The sequence below is a fragment of the Massilia eburnea genome, from assembly GCF_050709955.1.
Lineage (GTDB): Bacteria > Pseudomonadota > Gammaproteobacteria > Burkholderiales > Burkholderiaceae_D > Rugamonas > Rugamonas eburnea_A.
Genome location: NZ_JBNZFX010000030.1, coordinates 198,413 through 215,346 on the forward strand (window position 1 = coordinate 198,413; position 16,934 = coordinate 215,346).

The following is a 16,934-nucleotide window of genomic DNA, read 5'->3' on the forward strand; positions in this document are numbered from 1 at the left end:
CAGCACCATGCCGCCGACGCATAGGGCTAAGCGCCGCCTCGGTGACCTGGAAGCATGGCTGTCAGGTAGCGAATATCTGGCTGGCACGTTCAGCGTTGCCGACATCATGATGTCGACGGTATTGCGCCTGCTGGACTCGAGCGGGCTGCTGGAGCAATTCCCGGCGGTCAGCGCCTACCAGGCGCGCTGCATGAATCGTCCAGCCTACGCGCGGGCAATGGCAGCACAGGTGGCGCTGTATGCACCGAAGCAGGCGGCGGCCTGAGGTTAGCCGCCCGCTCGCCGGATAAACCCTCATTCAGCGCGGCACAATGGCGAACTGCGGCCGCTCGCTGTAGTTCGGCTTGACGCTACGGTTGATGAAGCGCGTCCATGCCTCACGGGCGTTGGGGATGCCGGTAGCGGCGGCCATGGCCAAGGCCGGCTGCATATTCGAAGGATAGCCTTCCGGTGAGGAGGAGTAACCGGTCATCTCGCCGGCCAGCCATGGAGAGCGCCAGACTTTGGCATCCTTGTCGACCTGGGTGCGCCAGTTGGCCTGGGCCTGGCTGCCGCAGGGCTGGTCCAGGTAGCGTGCGCCGGTGCTGTTAACCATTGGTGAGCCGTCGTTATTGCGCATGGTGGCCTGGTAGGCTTCGGCGAAACTGGTGAAATAGCCGGAGGTGGCGCTGGGCCGCACCATGAGGGCGTAGACCGCACCGTCAATCCAGCAGTAACCGCTGGCCATCATGCGCCCGACCGGGAAGCGTGCTTTCCAGGTCAGGATCGGCTGCGCTGCGGTAAATCCCATTTCGTCCAGATGGCCGACCGTCGATGTGAAGAAGTCGTCCATCCAAGGGGCGACGCCGGTACTCGGCCCGGTTGGGCCGCTGTAGGCCACGGCGTAGCTGGTGGCAGTATTGTCGATGAAACCTAGTTGATTGGTGGCGCTGCCGGCGAAGGTGGTGTTGTAAAAGTCCAGGTTGTCTTTCAGGACCTGGTTGAAATAGGCCTTCATTGGATGTGCGTCTGGCGTGATGTAGGCGGCGTGTCCCAGCGTGCGCAGCGACCAGGCCTGGCCACGTACCTGGTTGCCCTTCACCAGGCCTTTGGAAAGCGAGCGGTAATGCGGATTCATCGTGACCAGGTTCCAGTTCGCCCAGAACTGCAATTCGTCCAGATAATAGGCATCCCCGGTGAGGAGATAGGGCAAGTAGGCGAACGAGGGCTGGTGGGCTGAATCGGGCGTATAAGGCGTGCTGCATGCGCCGGCCACGGTCGAAGTACAACGCGGCATATCTTCGTGCTTTTTGGTGAGCGGATTGTAGCTGTCGGAGCCGATGCGCTGGTCGCGCACGTAAGGATACTCAATGATCGATACCACCTGGTCCGTGTTCTTGTCGCGATAGTGGACCGGCCAGCTTCCCGCCAGGTCGCCTAGCCCGACTGTCACCTGCCTGGCGCGGGCATCCATGCTGAGAAGGTAGGTTGCGGCCCAAGCGTGCTGCAGTCCGATATCCGGGCGGCCGCCAGTCGACGGCATGTATTTGTTCACCAGCGGCATGGCCATCGGGCCACTGTCGGCCGCCTCCCAATCGGTCTTCATCCGGGCAAGGCCGGTTTGCGAGGGCACTACAGTCCGATCGTAATTGGGCAGGGCGCGTGTGCCAAGCAGATAGGCGATGTCGTGTTTGACGTGCACTTTCGGTTCGGCGCCGGACCAGAGCACCTTGCGCCAGCGCGCGTGATGGAAGTGGTTTAGCGCGGCTTTGGTATACACCACCTGGTTGTTTACCACGACTTCGGCATCGTAGGTCACATTCTTGGGATCGGGTTCATAAGCCCAGTTGTTCTCGACGGTCACGTCCACCCGTGTCGGGCCGGGGCTGCCGCTGCCTGGCAAGCGGTAGCTGCGGATTGCGAAGCGCACGGCAAGGTGCGGGTGCGCAGCTCCGTTGGCCAGCACGGGGCCGGTTACCTGCCATTCGTCGACCAATGGCCCGGCAAGCCAGATCTTATACGGCTTGCTGGCCAGTAGCTGTGCAGCGTCCGCACTGTAAATGACGCCTCCGACGTTGAGCCGCACCGCGGCTTGGAAGCCGCTGGCCAGCAGGGTTCCAGGGCCGGTGCCACCTGACGGAGCCTGGATGGGCACCGTCGCCAGCGCTACATCGGCAGTTTCGCCGCTGGCGAGTTGCGGCAGCACGGCAGTAAGCACGGCATGGCGCATCGAGCCATCGGCGTGCGTCGCCTTGACGTCGGCTTGCAGCGGTATTGCGACACCCCTGAACGTGGCGGCGATCGTTTCGCCTGGCCTCACATCCCCTTTTGCGAACACGTGGCCGACAGTGACTGGCAGGCCTGTTTGCGCTTGCGCCGAGGTGTCGCTCACTTGAAGGGGCGGCAGTTGCGCCGCCGCGGCGGCGCCTGAGGCCAGGAGGGCGGCAAGGCAGGGCAGTAATGATTTCATGGGCAGATCCTCTCAAATTGAAAGCGCTTGACTTGAATCAATTTAATTAACCGGCAAACTCCGTACAGTCCTGCACTGGAATAACACAGAGTAGGAGTATTGAAACATGGGTAGCGACAATGAGGTAAACGATGTGCAAACGAACAGCCGTCGTCGATTCCTGGGTAAGAGTGCTGCGTTAGGCTTGGCCGGCGCTGGCGTGCTGGCAGGCTGCAAGGAGAACGGTGCGGGGGCGCCCGGTTCTGCTTCGGCATCGGCAGCAGCAGCGGGCAAGCCGCATGGCGCCAGCAAGGCGCATGTGGAGCCTGGCCAGTTGGACGACTATTACCTGTTCTCCAGCGGCGGCCACTCCGGCGAGGCGCGCATTATGGGCGTTCCTTCCGGGCGAACTTTACGCCGCATCCCTGTTTTCAATATCGATCCTATGGTTGGTTGGGGTATCACCAACGAGTCCAAGGCCATCATGGGCACCAAGCCGGATGGCAGTCTGAAATACACCACCGGCGATACCCACCACGTACACGGCAGCTACAAGGACGGCACCTACGATGGCCGCTTCCTCTGGGTAAACGACAAGATCCACTCGCGCCTGGCCCGCATCCGCATGGACACCATGGAGTGCGACAAGATCACCGAACTGCCTAACGTACAAGGCTTCCACGGCATCTTCCCGGACAAGTGCGACCCGGTCGACAAGTCGATCAACCACACCACCCGCGTGTTCTGCGGCGCGGAATTTGCCATTCCCTTCCCGAACGATGGCCGCGACCTGGACGATCCCTCCAAATGGGGTTCGCTGTTCACCTGCGTGGATGCGGAAACCATGGACGTGCGTTGGCAGGTGCGAGTGGATGGCAACATGGATCTGACGGCGACCTCCTACGACGGCCGCTTTGCCTGCTCCAATCAGTACAACACCGAGAATGCGCCGATGCAGGCGGGCATGATGGCCGCCGAACGCGATGCTTGCGTGTTCTTCGACGTGGCCCGCGTGGAAGCGTTGGTCAAGGCCGGCAAGTTCACCACCATCGGCTCGTCCAAGGTACCTGTGGTCGACGGCCGCAAAGCCGCCAATGCCGATCCCAAGACTTCCGTGACCTGCTACGTCCCGGTCGGCAAGAACCCGCACGGCGTCAACGCTTCGCCGGATGGCAAGTACATGGTCTGTTCCGGCAAGCTGTCGCCGACTGCGACCGTGATCGAAGTGGCTCTGGTGGCCAAGTGGTTCGACGGCGAGCTGAAAACCGAACGCGATGCCGTCGTGGCGGAGCCGGAAATCGGCCTGGGCCCGTTGCATACCGCCTTCGACGGCAAAGGCAACGCCTTCACCACCCTGTTCCTGGACAGCCAGATCGTCAAGTGGAACGTGGCTGCCGCCATCGCGCAGTTCAAGGGCGACAAGACCGTCAAGCCGGTGGTGGATCGCGTGGACGTACACTACCAGCCGGGCCACGGCTACGCTTCGATGGGTGAAACCAAGGAAGCGGACGGCAAGTACTTCAACTCGGGTAACAAGTTCTCGAAAGACCGCTTCCTGCCGGTCGGCCCGCTGCACAGCGAAACCGAGCAGCTGATCGACATCACCGGCGACAAGATGGTGATCATCTCCGACCACACGGCCTATCCGGAACCGCACGACGCAATCATCGTGCGCCGCGATCTCGTGAAGACGCGCCAGATCTACAACATGGACGACTTCGCGAACAAGGTGACCGCGGATAACGCCGGCATTACGCGCAATGGCAACAAGGTACACGTGCGCCTGATGTCCCAGGCGCCGGCCTTCAGCATGCCGGTCATCAAAGTGAAGAAGGGCGACGAGGTAACGATCACGCTGACCAACCATGACAAGGTGGAAGACCTGACTCACGGTTGCGCGATCCCGACCTACAACATCAACTTCATCGTCAACCCGCAGGAGACCAAGTCGGTCACCTTCAAGGCTGACCATGCCGGTGCGTTCTGGATGTATTGCACGCACTTCTGCCACGCGCTGCACCTTGAAATGCGCAGCCGGTTCCTGGTGGAGGCTTAAGCCCGCGAGGGTGGTTTATTCATGCTGTATCGACTGATTTCCCTGCTTTGGGCAGCGCTGCTGGCGATGGTTTGCGCAGCGCCTGCCTCGGCCACTTCGATGTACGACACCGTGCTTTCCGCGGGGTTGATAGGTGGTCCAGATTTGTGTGCCGAAGCGCCATGCAGCGATGTGCTGCCTGCCGCGACGGCGTTTTCCAAGCGCAAAGGCGCGCCGGCCTACGTCGAAGGCTACGCGCTGGAGCAGGGCAAGCAGAAGGTGGTGGGCTATGTGTTCCTGTCCACCGACGTGGTGGACATTCCGGCTTACTCAGGCAAGCCGGTCGTCACCCTGATCGGCATGGATGCCAAAGGTTTGATTACCGGAGTGCGCATTCTCAAGCACTCCGAACCGATTTTGTTGGCGGGCATTCCGGAAGCGGTGTTGACGAAATTCGTCCGCCAGTACCTGGGCAAGCCCGGCGACGCCAAGCTGGAACTCGGTCTTGGACGTGATGGTGGTGATCTTGATGCGATCAGCGGGGCCACCGTTACTGCCATAGCCGAGAACCAGACCATTGCGCAAAGCGCGTATGAGATTGGCAAGCAGGTGGGCATCTTCAAGGGGATGGTCAAACCGCGCGCCCACTTTACGCAGCTGCGCGAACGTCTGGACTGGGCCGCGCTCGTCAAGGAGGGCGCGGTCCAGCACATGCGCGTGGAAAGCGCGGATGTCGGCTTGCCTTCTGGCGGCAAGCCGTATATGGACCTGCATTTCGGCTACCTGAACGTGCCGACAGTCGGTACCAGCCTGCTCGGCGAGCGCAATTACCAGCGCCTGATGCAGGACCTGAAGGAAGACGAACATGCGATCTTCATCATCGGCACCGGCCTGGAATCGTTCAAGGGCTCGGGCTTTGTACGCGGCGGTATCTATGACCGCATCCAGGTGCGCCAGGATGCGGATCGCTTTACCTTCCGCGATACCGACTACCTGAACCTGTACCATCTGGAGCCGGTCGATGCGCCGGAATACAGGGAATCGGCGATCTTCATCGTCCGTTCCGCAAACTTCAATCCCGCCTGGCCGTGGCAATTGAGCTTGTTGGCCAACAAGCTTGACATGCAGACGCATGCCAAGGTGTTCGTGCACTTCGACGAAGAGTACTGGACACCGGCGCGCTACCTGGAAGGCGGCCGTCCGAAAGTTGAGCGTCCGGTGCCGGCGTGGAAGTCGGCCTGGCTGTCGCGCAAGGGCGAGATCGCCCTGTTCGTGCTGGCGCTGCTGGCGACTGCCGCGCTGTATTCCCAGCGCGACCGCCTGGTCCGCGCCTCCAACCGCAAGAGCAAGCCGCTGATCAGCATTCCACGCACCATCCTGTGGGTGATCGCGGTCGGTTTCTTTGGCCTGTACCTGAAGGCGCAGCCTTCGATCACGCAGGTGATGACCTGGTTCCATTCCCTGATTTATCAGTGGAAGTGGGAGCTGTTCCTGTCCGACCCGTTCATCTTCATCTTCTGGTGGTTCATGGTGGTCACCGTAGTGCTGTGGGGACGTGGCTTGTTCTGTGGCTGGCTGTGTCCATTCGGCTCGCTGCAGCACCTGGCTTACAAGCTTGGCACGCTGCTTGGCCTGGGCCGCTTCCAGGGCCTGCTGCCCAAGCGCGTGCACGACAAGCTGAAATGGGTGAAGTACGGTGTGTTCGCTGTGCTGGTTGGCGTGTCCTTCTACTCGATGGAGCTGGCCGAGCATCTGGCGGAGATCGAACCGTTCAAGACGACCTTCCTGGTGGGCGTGCTGAATCGCAGCTGGTCGTTCGCTGCCTTTGTGGCGGTGATCCTGGGGATCTCGATCCTGAGCGAACGCCCTTACTGCAAGTACATCTGCCCGCTCGGTGCCGGCCTGGCCGTGCCGAGCTTCTTCCGCCTGTTTGGCCTGAAGCGCAAGCAGGAATGCGTGACCTGTACCGCTTGCGCCAAGGGTTGCGGTTCGCACGCTATCGATGCGCAGGGCCGCATCGACCAGAAGGAGTGCCTGCTTTGCCTGGACTGCATGGTGATGTACTACGACGACCACGCCTGCCCGCCACTGGCCAAAGAGCGCAAAACGCGCGAGAAGAACGGCCAGCCGCTGACGCCTATCGATGAACGCGGCTACTTTATTTCGCTGGATGCGGTGCGCAGTGAACTGAAAAGGAAGGCAGGGTAAAACCATGAGTGTCCTCAGGGTTTGCGCGGCCGCCCTGGCCGCGTCTTTCACCGCGATGCTGGCCTGTGCCTCGGCAGGTGCGCACGCGGCCGTGCTGCAGGTGCGCGCCGGTGAATCGATCGCCGCAGCCGTCGGCCGGGCACACCCCGGCGACACCGTCCAGGTCATGGCCGGTACCTACAAAGAACGCATCCTGATAGACAAGCCGCTAAGGCTTGAGGGCATCGACAAGCCGACCATCGCCGCCGGATACGAAGGCGACGTGATCCGCATCAAATCGGCCGACGTCTCGATTCGAGGCCTGATTGTGCGCGACAGCGGCACCGACCTTGGTTTGCAGAATGCCGGCATTTACGTGATGCCGGGTTCCGATCGCGTGGTTATCGCCAACTGCGACCTGGTCACCAACTTGTTCGGCATCTGGCTCGAGCAATCGCGTGACGCCATCCTGCAGGGCAACCTGGTCACCGGCCGCCGCGACCTGATGTCGCAGATGCGCGGCAACGGCATCCAGGTCTACGACACCGACGACACGCAAGTGATCGACAACACGGTCAGCTATGTGCGCGACGGCATCTACGTCGACTACTCGCGCCGCGCCACCTTCCGTGGCAATACCGTACACCACGTGCGCTACGGCACGCACTATATGAACACCCACAACAGCACGTGGGAAGGCAACACCGTGTACCAGAGCCGTGGTGGCCTGGCGCTGATGGAGGTACGCAACCTCACTGTCCGCAACAACGTCGCCTGGGGCAATGAAGACCACGGCATCATGCTGCGTACCATCCAGGACTCGCTCATTGAAAACAATATCGTTGCCGGCAACGGGCGCGGGTTCTTTATCTACGATGCCGAATTCAATACCCTGCGCGGAAACCTGGTGATTGGCAACCGCACCGGCGTGCACCTGACGGCCGGTTCGAGCAATAACGCTGTGGATGGAAACGACTTTATCCACAATGCCGAACAGGTCAAGTTCGTGGCATCGAAAGACGTCGAGTGGGGCCGCAGCAAGGGCAACTACTGGAGCAATTACAGCGGCTGGGACCAGGACAACGACGGCAACGGCGACATTCTCTACCAGGCCAACGACGTGGTCGATCGCCTGCATTGGCAATACCCGCTGCTCAAGCTCCTGCTTAGCAGCCCCTCCGTACAAACCCTGCGTTTCGTGTCGCGGCAATTCCCATTGCTGCGCGCGCCAAGCGTGATCGACAAACACCCGCACATGCAGCCCTGGAACATCGATTGGAGAAAATGGCATGGACGACAAGCTGATTGACTTGCGCGCCGTGGGCAAGCGCTATGGAGCGCTGCAGGCGGTCGACGGCGTCGACCTGTGCGTCGGGCGAGGCCGCATGGTTGGCCTGATCGGGCACAACGGCGCCGGCAAGAGCACTCTGTTCAAGATGATGCTTGGCCTGCTGGAGCCGACTTCCGGCGAAGTACGCATCTGCGGCGTGCGCACCGATGACGGCGCGTTCCGTGATGTGCGTCGCCGCATCGGCTATCTGCCGGAGAGCTTTGTCGCCTACGACAACCTGAGCGGCATGGAGCTGCTGCACCTGTTCGCGGATCTGAAGAAAGTCGCGCGCAGCGCCTGCGGCAATGTGCTGGAGCGGGTCGGCCTGTCGGCGGCAGCGGATCGCCGTGTTGGCGGCTATTCCAAGGGCATGCGCCAGCGCCTGGGCTTCGCCCAACTGCTGCTCGGCGCTCCGGAACTGGTATTCCTCGACGAGCCGACCAATGGCCTCGATCCGGACGGCATCCACGATTTCTATCGCATCCTGCACCAGCTTCGCGAGCAAGGCGCAACCATCGTCATCACTTCCCACATCCTGGCCGAGATCCAGGAACGGGTCGACGAGCTGGTGATCCTGAGCGGCGGACGCATTGCCGCGCAGGGCACCCTGGCGCAATTGCGTGCCGGCGCGGCGATGCCGGCTGAAATCCGGCTGGTGGCGCGCGCTGGCGGGACCGGCCGCGTGATTGCCGCGCTGCGCGGTCACCAGGTGCGTGTGGAGCGCGATTGCATCCGCGTTCCATGTGCTGCGCGGCAGAAGATCCAGATGCTGCAGCTCATTTCCACCCTCGGCGATGCCATCGATGACGTGGCGATCCACGAGCCGTCGCTGGAAGACCTGTTCTTTGGCATGGGAGGCCGTCATGCACGCGCGGCTTGACTGGTCGGCGGCTGCCACCATCGCCTCGCGCGAATTCCGCGACCGGCTGCGCAACCGCTGGGTGCTGGCGGTGGCGCTGGTGTTTGCCGTGTTTGCGCTGGCGATTGCCTGGTTCGGCATGGCGCAGCAGGGCAGCGTGGGCTATCGCGGCATCGATGTCACCATCGTCAGCCTGTCCAGCCTTGTCACCTACCTGGTGCCGCTGATCGCGCTGCTGCTCGGCTACGACGCGATTGTCGGCGAGCGCGAACGCGGTTCGCTGGAGTTGCTGCTGTCGCTGCCGATCACGCGTTTTGAACTGCTGCTCGGGAAGTTCATGGGCCTGGCTGCCGCACTTGCCGCGTCGACCGCGCTGGGTTTCGGCGCGGCGCTGTTGGCGCTGTCCAACCAGCTCGATGGGCGCGACGCCATGCATTTCTTCGGCTTTGCCGGCAGCGCTATCCTGCTGGGACTGGCCTTCCTGAGCATGTCGCTGTGCCTGTCCGTGCTGACGCACAACCGCATCCGCGCCAGCGGGCTTGCGATCGGCCTGTGGTTCCTGTTCGTGCTGGTGTTCGACATGGTCCTGATGGGCGCCCTGGTGCTGTCGCAGGGAGCCCTGGACAGCAGTGTGTTCGGCGCATTGCTGATGCTGAATCCCGCCGACGTGTTCCGCCTGCTGAATATCTTCAGCTCCGAGCAGGTGCAGGGCCTGTACGGCCTGGCCACCGTGATGCCGGAGCATATGACCAACCCGGGCCTGCTGGCTGGCGTGATGCTGGCCTGGATTGCGGTTCCCTTTGCCATTGCCACCTGGAGATTCAAATGAGGATCAAGCGGAACGCCGCCGCCATTGCAGTGATGCTGTTGCTGGCTGCCTGCGGCGACGCCGCGCGTTCGACGTCGGCAGCCGAGCCGGCCGACGATGCGGTGTGCGCGCTGGATGGCATGAGCCTCAAGGACTATCCAGGTCCCAAGGCGCAAATCGTGTTCCTGGACGGCCGCATCGATTACTTCTGCAGCCTTGCGGAATTGTTCGAAGTCCTGCTCGGCGGAGACGGCCAGCGCGGCATCGGCGCCAGCTACGTGCAGGACATGGGCAAAGCCGACTGGAACAAGCCGCGCGGACATTGGATTGAAGCGCGCGCCGCGTTTTACGTCATCGATAGCCGCGCCCAAGGCGCCATGGGTCCGACCATCGGCACCTTTTCCAGCAAGGACGATGCGCAAGCGTTTGCTGGACGCGAAGGCGGCCGCGTGCTCGATTTCAGCCAGATCCGGCCGGAAGTGCTCAAGCTGGGCACCAAGCCGGCGCATGACGCGCATGACGATTCCATGCGCTGAGTATTTTTCACCCACCAACCAAGAGGAAGACAACATGAAAGCATTTACCAAGCTGACCGTCGCTATCGCCGCCGCCGTCCTGGCGCCAGCGGTTATGGCCGCCGCACCCGCCAAAGGCGCCGGCGTCAATGGCGAAAAGATCTACTCCGCCAACTGCTCGTCCTGCCACGCCGCCGGCGTGCTGGGCGCACCGAAAGTCGGCGACAAGGCCGCCTGGGCCCCACGTGTCAAGCAAGGCAAGGAAGTGCTGTACACCCATGGGCTGAACGGCTTCAAGATGATGCCTCCGAAAGGCGGCAATCCCGGCCTGAAAGACGACGAGGTGAAGGCTGCCATCGACTTCATGGCCAAGAGCTGATGATGCAGCGCCGACGGCTGTTGGCTTGCGCCGTGCTGCTGCCCTTGCTGGCGGCATGCACGGCCAGGGATGAAGTGCACCATGTGCAAGGGCATGTGTTCGGCACGCAGGTGGAGGTCAGCATTTACGGTCCTTCCGAGTCGCAGGCGAGCGAGCAAGGCGCCGCCGTGCTGCGCGAATTCGACCGCTTGCATCACAAATACCATGCCTGGCAACCAAGCCAGTTGACGGCGCTGAACGAAGCCATCGCCCGTGGCGAGCCTTTTGAAGCTGACGAAGAGATGGTGGGGCTGTTGCGCTCCGCCGCCGAACTGTCGACCCGCTCGGGCGATACTTTCAACCCCGCCATCGGTCGCCTGATCCGGCTGTGGGGTTTCCAGAAGAACGATATTTCGGCCGGTGGTCCATCGGCAGCGGAGATCGACCGCCTGGTGAAGGCCAACCCGCGCATGGCGGATCTGCATTTCGATGGCAAGCGCATCACCAGCAGCAACCGCACCGTTATGCTGGACCTGGGCGGATATGCCAAGGGCTATGCACTGGACCGGGCGGCGCAGATCCTGCGCCAGGCCAAGGTCAAGGCGGCGCTGGTGAACGTGGGCGGCAATGCGATTGCGCTGGGCCAGCCCGGTTCGCGGCCGTGGATGGTCGGCATCCGCAACCCGCGTGGGCCGGAAATGGTGGCGCGCGTTGCCTTGCACGACAATGAAGCGATCGGCACCAGCGGCGATTACGAGCGCTACTTCATGAAAGAGGGCAAGCGCCACGCCCATATCGTCGATGCCCGCACCGGGCAGACGGTGGACCTGGTGGCTTCCGTTACCATCATTACCTCCGGCGGCGCCGACGCGGGCTTGCGCTCGGACGGTAATTCCAAGCCGCTGTTCGTGGTCGGACCGCAGGGCTGGTGCGAGATGGCGCAACGGCTCGAGCTGAAGGAAGCCATGCTGATCGACGCGCAAGGCGAGGTGTATGCTACGCCTGCCATGATGGCACGCACTGACCAGGGACAAGGAAATGGGAAATCTGTACGAGGATGCACTGCCGCCCGCAACGGGTGAACGCTTCGATACACTGCTGTCGCACCAGGGATTGGTGATCGAACGCATCGTCAGCACGTCAAGGATCGAATCGCAGGAATACGTGCAGGAGCAGGATGAATGGGTGCTGCTCCTGACCGGCGAAGCAACCCTTGAAGTGGCGGGCCGCAAGGTGCCGCTGAAGGCCGGCGACTATCTGTTCCTGCCGGCGCGCACGCCCCATACGGTGCAAAAGGTTTCCGATGGCGCCCTGTGGTTGGCGGTGCACCTTCATGGGCGTAATGCGTGACAAAGCGCGCATCTTTTAGCCGTTTCGATCTGCTACTCTTGGTAACTTTCGCCGTGGAGCCAAAAGAGTGCATTCGATGCAGCAGCAGGAAGCGATAGAGGAATTCTGGCAGCACATTTCGCATTGCGACCATGTGGTGCAGATGTATGAGAACGAAGACTCGTTCCTGGATACGCTGGAAGCTTTTGTCGTAGAAGGTTTCCGCAAGAACGACGCAGTGATCGTCATTGCCGCGCCGGAGCACCGGACTGCTTTGGCCGAACGCCTGGAGCGCAACGGCATCAGCGTAGCCACTGCGGCATCGAACGGCCAGTACATCGTGCGCGATGCCCGTTCCTGCCTGGCGCGCTTCATGTTCGATGGCTGGCCGGCCGAATCCCGTTTCAATGCGATGATCGAAGAATTGCTCGCCAAGGCACGCGAAAAGCACCCCACGGTGCGCGCATTCGGCGAAATGGTGGCTTTGCTGTGGGACGAAAAACTGTATCGCGCCACCATGCGGCTGGAGCATATGTGGACGCAGTTGTGCCAGCGCGAGTCCTTCCCGCTGTTCTGCGCCTACCCCAAAGCCAGTTTCGACTCCGCCGACCCGGCCGACTGCCGCGAGGTGCACAACGCACATACGAGGGCTTGCCCACCGCTATAATGGGGCGATGAAAATCGTCCTGGTCACTTTCGGCTGCCTGTTCATGGTCCTCGCGGTCCTGGGCGTGTTCCTGCCGCTGCTGCCCACCACGCCCTTCCTGTTGCTGGCGTCGGCCTGTTTCGCGCGCAGCTCGGACAAGCTGCACAACTGGCTGCGCAATCACGGCCGCTTCGGCCGCTACCTGCGCGACTATGAAGACGGGCGCGGCATCCCCCTGCGCGGCAAGGTGCTGGCCATGGTGATGATGTGGCCGTCGATGTTTTATTCGATGTACAGGGTGCCTTTTCTGTCGCTGAAGGTCATGCTGTTCGTGATTGCCTGCTGCGTGACAGTCTACCTGTGGCGCCTTCCCACTTCCCGCCCGCTGGATGAATAAGAAAAGTTTGATTACCGCCGCAGCCGCATTGCTGCTGTCCCATGCCGCCTTTGCCGCCAGGTGGGAAGTCATTGCGGGGGCGCCTATGGCCTTGCGCAGCGAATGGCTGCAGGCGCCGCGCGGTATCGCGGTGGGGCCGGACGACACGATCTATTTCACCGACGGCGCGACAGTGAGGGCGCTGAAGCCGGATGGGCTGCTGGTGAATTTGCCGGGACGTTTCATCGCCCCGGCTGGACTGGCCGTGGCTGCCGATGGAACGGTGTACGTGGCCGATGCCGGGAACCACGCGGTGAAAGCGATTTCGCCGGCGGGCGATGTGCGCACGGTGGCTGGCCAGGCCGGTACCGCCGGGCGCAACGACGGCAAAGGCATTGCGGCGCGCTTCGACCAGCCGGCCGGGCTGGCAATCGATGGGGCGGGCGAGCTTCTGGTGGCGGATGCAGGCAACAGCGCACTGCGGCGGATCTCGGCGGCCGGTGTGGTCAGCACGGTGGCCCAGGGGCTGCCTTTGCAGCCGCAAGGCATCGCGCTCGATGCGCGCGGCGGCGTCGTGGTGTCCGACGCAAGCAGTGCGCTGCTGGTCGATGCCGCCGGCAGATGGCAAGCGCTCGATTCGCAATCGGGCACGGCCCCGTCGCAGGAGGAATGCCAGCGCGGCAAATGCCTGCGGCGCTACCTGGCCCCGAGCATGCCGACAGCCGCCAAGGCGGGCGCCTTGCCTGCCGGGCAAATGGCCGCCGATTCCCAGGGACGGCTGCTGGCGACAGCGCCTGCCACCGGCACCATTTATCGCGTCGAACATAACGGCATGATTGTTCCGCTGCTGGGGACGGGCGACGTCACCGGCGAACTGTCCGGTGCCGCGCGCGACCGGGATGGCGGCATGCGTGTTCTGCTGGCCGAACGCCAGGCTGCAATGAGCTGGGATGCCAGCGGCAAGCCGCAGTCTTTCGCCCTGCAATACGCTGCCTCGCTCAACCGCGACGGCCCGGCAATGCAGGCGCGCTTCGGCGATATTACCCAGCTTGCAGTGGGGCGCGATGGCGGGCTGTATGTGCTGGACGGCGACCAGTTGCGCCGCATCGACAAGGAAGGCGTGGTGCGCACCCTGCTGGAGGCTGGAAGTTTCCGCAAACTGCGTGATGCGCACACGGCAGCCCAGGTCGATTTGCATGGTTCGATGGTTGCGCGTCCCAGCACCGGCGTATTCGTTACCGCCAACGGCGGCCTGGCAGGCGTCAGCACGGAGGGCATGATTTCCCTGGTGAGCGGTCCGCCGGGCATGACACCCGAGCAGACCGGTCTGCTGCCGGCGCTGCGGCGCATCTGGGCTTATGTCGCGCAGGATGCCGAGCCCTTCATGCTGCCCGGCCTGGGCCAGCATCGCATCGCGGCGGATGCGAGCGGCCAGGCATGGTATTGCGCCGATAACGTGCTGTGGCGAATCCGCCCGCGTGGCGTGGCGCGCAAGATCGAGTTGCAGGGGGCGGACGGCTGCGGCGACGTGCTGGTTGCCCCGAGCGACGATGTGTTCATGTTGCACGGCCAGTATGCGAGCAGGGTAGACGCCGATGGCCATCAATGGCTGGCGGCGGGCAGCCGCGAACGCAAGGGGAGCAACGACGGGGCAAGCTTGTTGGCGCGCTTCCGGAACATCACCCATGCGGCGCCGGACGCCGGTAACAATATTTACCTGCTTGACGACGGCGTGTTGCGCAAGATATCGGCGAACGGTGAAGTCACCACCGAAGGCAGGGACCTGCCGGCGGATGCCGGGAAACTGCGCGCCCTTGCCGTGGACAGGAAGGGCGCGCTTTACGTCGCTACTCAGCGCACGATTTTCAAGTTGAAGCCCTGATTCAAGGCTGCCAGTTCACATTGACAGTTGCCGTACCGCTGGCCGGTGTGGTGAAGGTGTGGTTGCCACCGCCTTCCCATACGGTCGGATTGGCGCTCTTCTTCAGGAATTTATAGCTGACGGTGGTGCCGGCCGGTACGCTGACATCGGTGTACCAGTTCGGGTAGCTGTAGACCACCTGGTTGAACAGGGCGCCAAGTGGCGCGGTCGCGCTCCAGTTGGCAAGTTCGAACTTATCCCCGGCCAGGTAGACGTTTTCACCGGAGACCGTGGTGGCGTTGCTGACCACAAAGCGCACAGTGACCTGCGGCCCGCTCAGGATCTCGAAGTTATTCCAGCTATCGCTGGCCACCGCACCGGCCGTGACGATGCTTACTCCGCTCATGCCTGCCGCCACGCTTGGCACCAGCGCCTTGATCTGTGTGTCTTCCCACGACACGATGTTGGCGCCGCTGACCACCGTGCTGCCGAATTTCACGGTGCCCTTGGTGGCGCCGAAGCCGCGGCCATCGATGGTGATGGTCTTGCCGGGCATCGACATGTTCGGCCCCACGTGCCCCAGCTTTGGCGAAGCGGCGGTGGCGGTGTACTGCCAGACGGCGATGGCGCCGGCAGCCAGCGTGAAGTTGCTGACCGCACCATTGGCTCCGACCGTGATGCTGTTGCCGTTGAAGCCCAGGCCATTCAGCACGTCGGTGTAGCTGCCCGCGGGCAGGCCGGCGATAAAGCCGCTGATCGAGGTGGCAGTGGACAGGCTGCGGTTGATCGCCACCACGGCCACGTTGTTGCCGAAGTTGCGCTCGTAGATCAGCACATCGTTATTGACCCAGCGCTGCTGCGTGCTGCCATAGGCGATGGCGGGATTGGATTTACGCAGCGGCGACAGGCGCGCCACCAGGCCGTACGCCGGCGTGGTGGTGGCAAAGGAGGTCATCATCGCGCGGTTATCCGGGTCGCCGGTACCCTGCATGTATTGCTCGGTGCCGTAATAGATGGCCGGCACGCCGCGCGAGGTGAGGGTAAAGGCCAGTGCCTGTTCCAGCTTGCGGCCGCTGGCGCCAGACACCTGGAAACGGGGCATGTCGTGGTTGTCGATGAAGGTGACCTGGTCGCCCACGTGGGAGTACTGGCCGGCGGTATCGCTCACCATCTGGTTCAGCGAAGTCATGTTCGCCGAACCGTCCTTGAAGACCTGGCGCACTTTCTGCGCGAACTGGAAGTCCAGCAGGCTCATGCCGCTGCGGTTGGCGAAGTAATGATTGGCCGGATCGACTTCATTCTCGCTCAGGTACCATTCGCCGAAGGTGAACACTGGCTTGTAGCCGTGGATATAGGACATCAGGCTCTTTTGCCAGCCGAAAGGCATGTGCTTGACCGCGTCCATGCGGATGCCGTCGATGCCCAGGTCCAGCCAGACCTTGATGGCGGCCTTCATGTAGGCATCCACGGTGGCGCTGTTGTGGTTCAGGTCCGCAAGGTCGAACAGGTTACGGTAAATGCCGCTTTCCAGTGTGGAGAAGTCGGTGCCGCCATTGTGGTGGAAGTAGCCGTTCGGGTCGGAGCCGTAACCGGCCAGCAGCGCGCCGTTGTCAAACAGCTTGCCGTTCTCGCCAAAGGTGGTGTCGCTGGCCGAAGCAGGGGAGGTGTGGTTAGGCGCAAAGTCGATGATCACCTTGATGTTGCGGGCGTGGGCCGCGTTGATCATGCTGGTGAAATCGCTCATGCTGCCGAAGGCTGGATTGGCGCGCTTGAAGTCGCGCGCCCAGTAGCCGTGGTAGGCGGTGCTGTTGGTGCCGGAGTAGTTCAGCACCGCGGTGATGTTTTCGACCGGCTGCGAAATCCAGATGGCGGTGATGCCCATGCCGGTCAGGTAGCCATCTTCAAGCTTGTTCTGGATGCCCTTCCAGTCGCCGCCACAGAACAGTTTTTTCTGCGTGCAGCCGGAACTGAAGGCGCTGCCGGTGGGATTGTTCGCGCTATTGCCGTCCGCCAGGCGGTCGGTCACGATCTGGTAGATCACATCCGTGTTGAAGCCCTGCTTGTTGCCGACCGAGGTGTCCGGCGCGGCTTGCGCATGGACGGTGAAAGCGGCCAAGATGGCTGCCAACAGGGCGTTGCGTTGAGTCTCCATCGTCTTTCCTTCCTTTGTTTTGGTCGACAAAGTATGGAGTAGTTTTACTA

15 protein-coding genes are annotated in these 16,934 nt (G+C 62.5%); 13 read left to right on the forward strand and 2 right to left on the reverse strand.

Annotation, left to right across the window (positions count from 1 at the left end; translation table 11 throughout):
* Positions 1-7: 7 nt before the first annotated feature.
* On the forward strand, positions 8-265 hold the full coding sequence (locus tag ACQ4MM_RS16570) for a glutathione S-transferase family protein (RefSeq protein WP_431478373.1): 258 nt from the start codon (positions 8-10) through the stop codon (positions 263-265).
* 33 nt (positions 266-298) lie between these two features.
* Here the strand turns inward: ACQ4MM_RS16570 and ACQ4MM_RS16575 are convergent, their stop codons facing one another.
* Positions 299-2,449, reverse strand: a complete 2,151-nt coding sequence (locus ACQ4MM_RS16575) for a hypothetical protein (protein ID WP_431478374.1) — start codon at positions 2,447-2,449, stop codon at positions 299-301.
* Between the two features lie 106 nt (positions 2,450-2,555).
* Between ACQ4MM_RS16575 and nosZ the strand changes: the two genes are divergently transcribed.
* The 12 genes from nosZ (at position 2,556) to ACQ4MM_RS16635 (ending at position 14,753) form a co-directional block, all read left to right on the forward strand.
* A complete protein-coding gene (gene nosZ / locus ACQ4MM_RS16580; RefSeq protein WP_431478375.1) occupies positions 2,556-4,484 on the forward strand; it encodes a TAT-dependent nitrous-oxide reductase in 1,929 nt (642 codons plus the stop codon).
* Between the two features lie 36 nt (positions 4,485-4,520).
* Positions 4,521-6,671, forward strand: coding sequence for a 4Fe-4S binding protein (locus tag ACQ4MM_RS16585; RefSeq protein WP_431478464.1), 2,151 nt, complete (start codon positions 4,521-4,523; stop codon positions 6,669-6,671).
* 4 nt (positions 6,672-6,675) lie between these two features.
* Positions 6,676-7,959: a nitrous oxide reductase family maturation protein NosD gene (nosD, locus tag ACQ4MM_RS16590; RefSeq protein ID WP_431478376.1), complete on the forward strand. Its 1,284-nt coding sequence runs from the start codon at positions 6,676-6,678 to the stop codon at positions 7,957-7,959.
* The gene (locus ACQ4MM_RS16595) at positions 7,940-8,860 is read left to right on the forward strand and encodes an ABC transporter ATP-binding protein (RefSeq protein WP_431478377.1); all 921 of its coding nucleotides are present in this window, start codon (positions 7,940-7,942) and stop codon (positions 8,858-8,860) included. The genes nosD and ACQ4MM_RS16595 overlap by 20 nt, the downstream gene beginning before the upstream one ends.
* The gene (locus tag ACQ4MM_RS16600; RefSeq protein ID WP_431478378.1) at positions 8,844-9,668 is read left to right on the forward strand and encodes an ABC transporter permease; all 825 of its coding nucleotides are present in this window, start codon (positions 8,844-8,846) and stop codon (positions 9,666-9,668) included. The genes ACQ4MM_RS16595 and ACQ4MM_RS16600 overlap by 17 nt, the downstream gene beginning before the upstream one ends.
* Positions 9,665-10,183, forward strand: coding sequence for a nitrous oxide reductase accessory protein NosL (locus ACQ4MM_RS16605; protein ID WP_431478379.1), 519 nt, complete (start codon positions 9,665-9,667; stop codon positions 10,181-10,183). Before ACQ4MM_RS16600 ends, ACQ4MM_RS16605 begins: the two co-directional genes overlap by 4 nt.
* Positions 10,184-10,217: 34 nt before the next feature.
* Positions 10,218-10,541 (forward strand): c-type cytochrome, encoded by a 324-nt coding sequence (locus ACQ4MM_RS16610; RefSeq protein ID WP_431478380.1) that lies wholly within the window; start codon positions 10,218-10,220, stop codon positions 10,539-10,541.
* Entirely contained in the window at positions 10,541-11,602 is a 1,062-nt protein-coding gene (locus tag ACQ4MM_RS16615) for an FAD:protein FMN transferase (RefSeq protein ID WP_431478381.1), read from the forward strand. The genes ACQ4MM_RS16610 and ACQ4MM_RS16615 overlap by 1 nt, the downstream gene beginning before the upstream one ends.
* Positions 11,559-11,870: a cupin domain-containing protein gene (locus ACQ4MM_RS16620; RefSeq protein WP_431478382.1), complete on the forward strand. Its 312-nt coding sequence runs from the start codon at positions 11,559-11,561 to the stop codon at positions 11,868-11,870. Before ACQ4MM_RS16615 ends, ACQ4MM_RS16620 begins: the two co-directional genes overlap by 44 nt.
* 76 nt (positions 11,871-11,946) lie before the next feature.
* Complete coding sequence (locus ACQ4MM_RS16625; protein WP_431478383.1) at positions 11,947-12,516, forward strand: MEDS domain-containing protein; 570 nt, start codon at positions 11,947-11,949, stop codon at positions 12,514-12,516.
* A gap of 7 nt (positions 12,517-12,523) precedes the next feature.
* Positions 12,524-12,892, forward strand: a complete 369-nt coding sequence (locus tag ACQ4MM_RS16630; protein ID WP_431478384.1) for a YbaN family protein — start codon at positions 12,524-12,526, stop codon at positions 12,890-12,892.
* A 7-nt stretch (positions 12,893-12,899) separates the two neighbouring features.
* Positions 12,900-14,753 (forward strand): hypothetical protein, encoded by a 1,854-nt coding sequence (locus tag ACQ4MM_RS16635; RefSeq protein WP_431478385.1) that lies wholly within the window; start codon positions 12,900-12,902, stop codon positions 14,751-14,753.
* A 1-nt stretch (position 14,754) separates the two neighbouring features.
* Here ACQ4MM_RS16635 and ACQ4MM_RS16640 read toward each other — a convergent pair whose 3' ends face one another.
* The gene (locus ACQ4MM_RS16640; protein ID WP_431478386.1) at positions 14,755-16,884 is read right to left on the reverse strand and encodes an alpha-amylase family glycosyl hydrolase; all 2,130 of its coding nucleotides are present in this window, start codon (positions 16,882-16,884) and stop codon (positions 14,755-14,757) included.
* Positions 16,885-16,934 lie beyond the last annotated feature (50 nt).

Bases quoted from the DNA above. Each gene is read 5' to 3' on its own strand.
- ACQ4MM_RS16605 (WP_431478379.1), top strand. From the start codon at position 9,665: ATGAGGATCAAGCGGAACGCCGCCGCCATTGCAGTGATGCTGTTGCTG.
- ACQ4MM_RS16595 (WP_431478377.1), top strand. From the start codon at position 7,940: ATGGACGACAAGCTGATTGACTTGCGCGCCGTGGGCAAGCGCTATGGA.
- ACQ4MM_RS16630 (WP_431478384.1), top strand. From the start codon at position 12,524: ATGAAAATCGTCCTGGTCACTTTCGGCTGCCTGTTCATGGTCCTCGCG.
- ACQ4MM_RS16610 (WP_431478380.1), top strand. From the start codon at position 10,218: ATGAAAGCATTTACCAAGCTGACCGTCGCTATCGCCGCCGCCGTCCTG.
- ACQ4MM_RS16570 (WP_431478373.1), top strand. From the start codon at position 8: ATGCCGCCGACGCATAGGGCTAAGCGCCGCCTCGGTGACCTGGAAGCA.
- nosD (WP_431478376.1), top strand. From the start codon at position 6,676: ATGAGTGTCCTCAGGGTTTGCGCGGCCGCCCTGGCCGCGTCTTTCACC.
- ACQ4MM_RS16615 (WP_431478381.1), top strand. From the start codon at position 10,541: ATGATGCAGCGCCGACGGCTGTTGGCTTGCGCCGTGCTGCTGCCCTTG.
- nosZ (WP_431478375.1), top strand. From the start codon at position 2,556: ATGGGTAGCGACAATGAGGTAAACGATGTGCAAACGAACAGCCGTCGT.
- ACQ4MM_RS16575 (WP_431478374.1), bottom strand. From the start codon at position 2,449: ATGAAATCATTACTGCCCTGCCTTGCCGCCCTCCTGGCCTCAGGCGCC.
- ACQ4MM_RS16600 (WP_431478378.1), top strand. From the start codon at position 8,844: ATGCACGCGCGGCTTGACTGGTCGGCGGCTGCCACCATCGCCTCGCGC.
- ACQ4MM_RS16620 (WP_431478382.1), top strand. From the start codon at position 11,559: ATGGGAAATCTGTACGAGGATGCACTGCCGCCCGCAACGGGTGAACGC.
- ACQ4MM_RS16640 (WP_431478386.1), bottom strand. From the start codon at position 16,884: ATGGAGACTCAACGCAACGCCCTGTTGGCAGCCATCTTGGCCGCTTTC.
- ACQ4MM_RS16625 (WP_431478383.1), top strand. From the start codon at position 11,947: ATGCAGCAGCAGGAAGCGATAGAGGAATTCTGGCAGCACATTTCGCAT.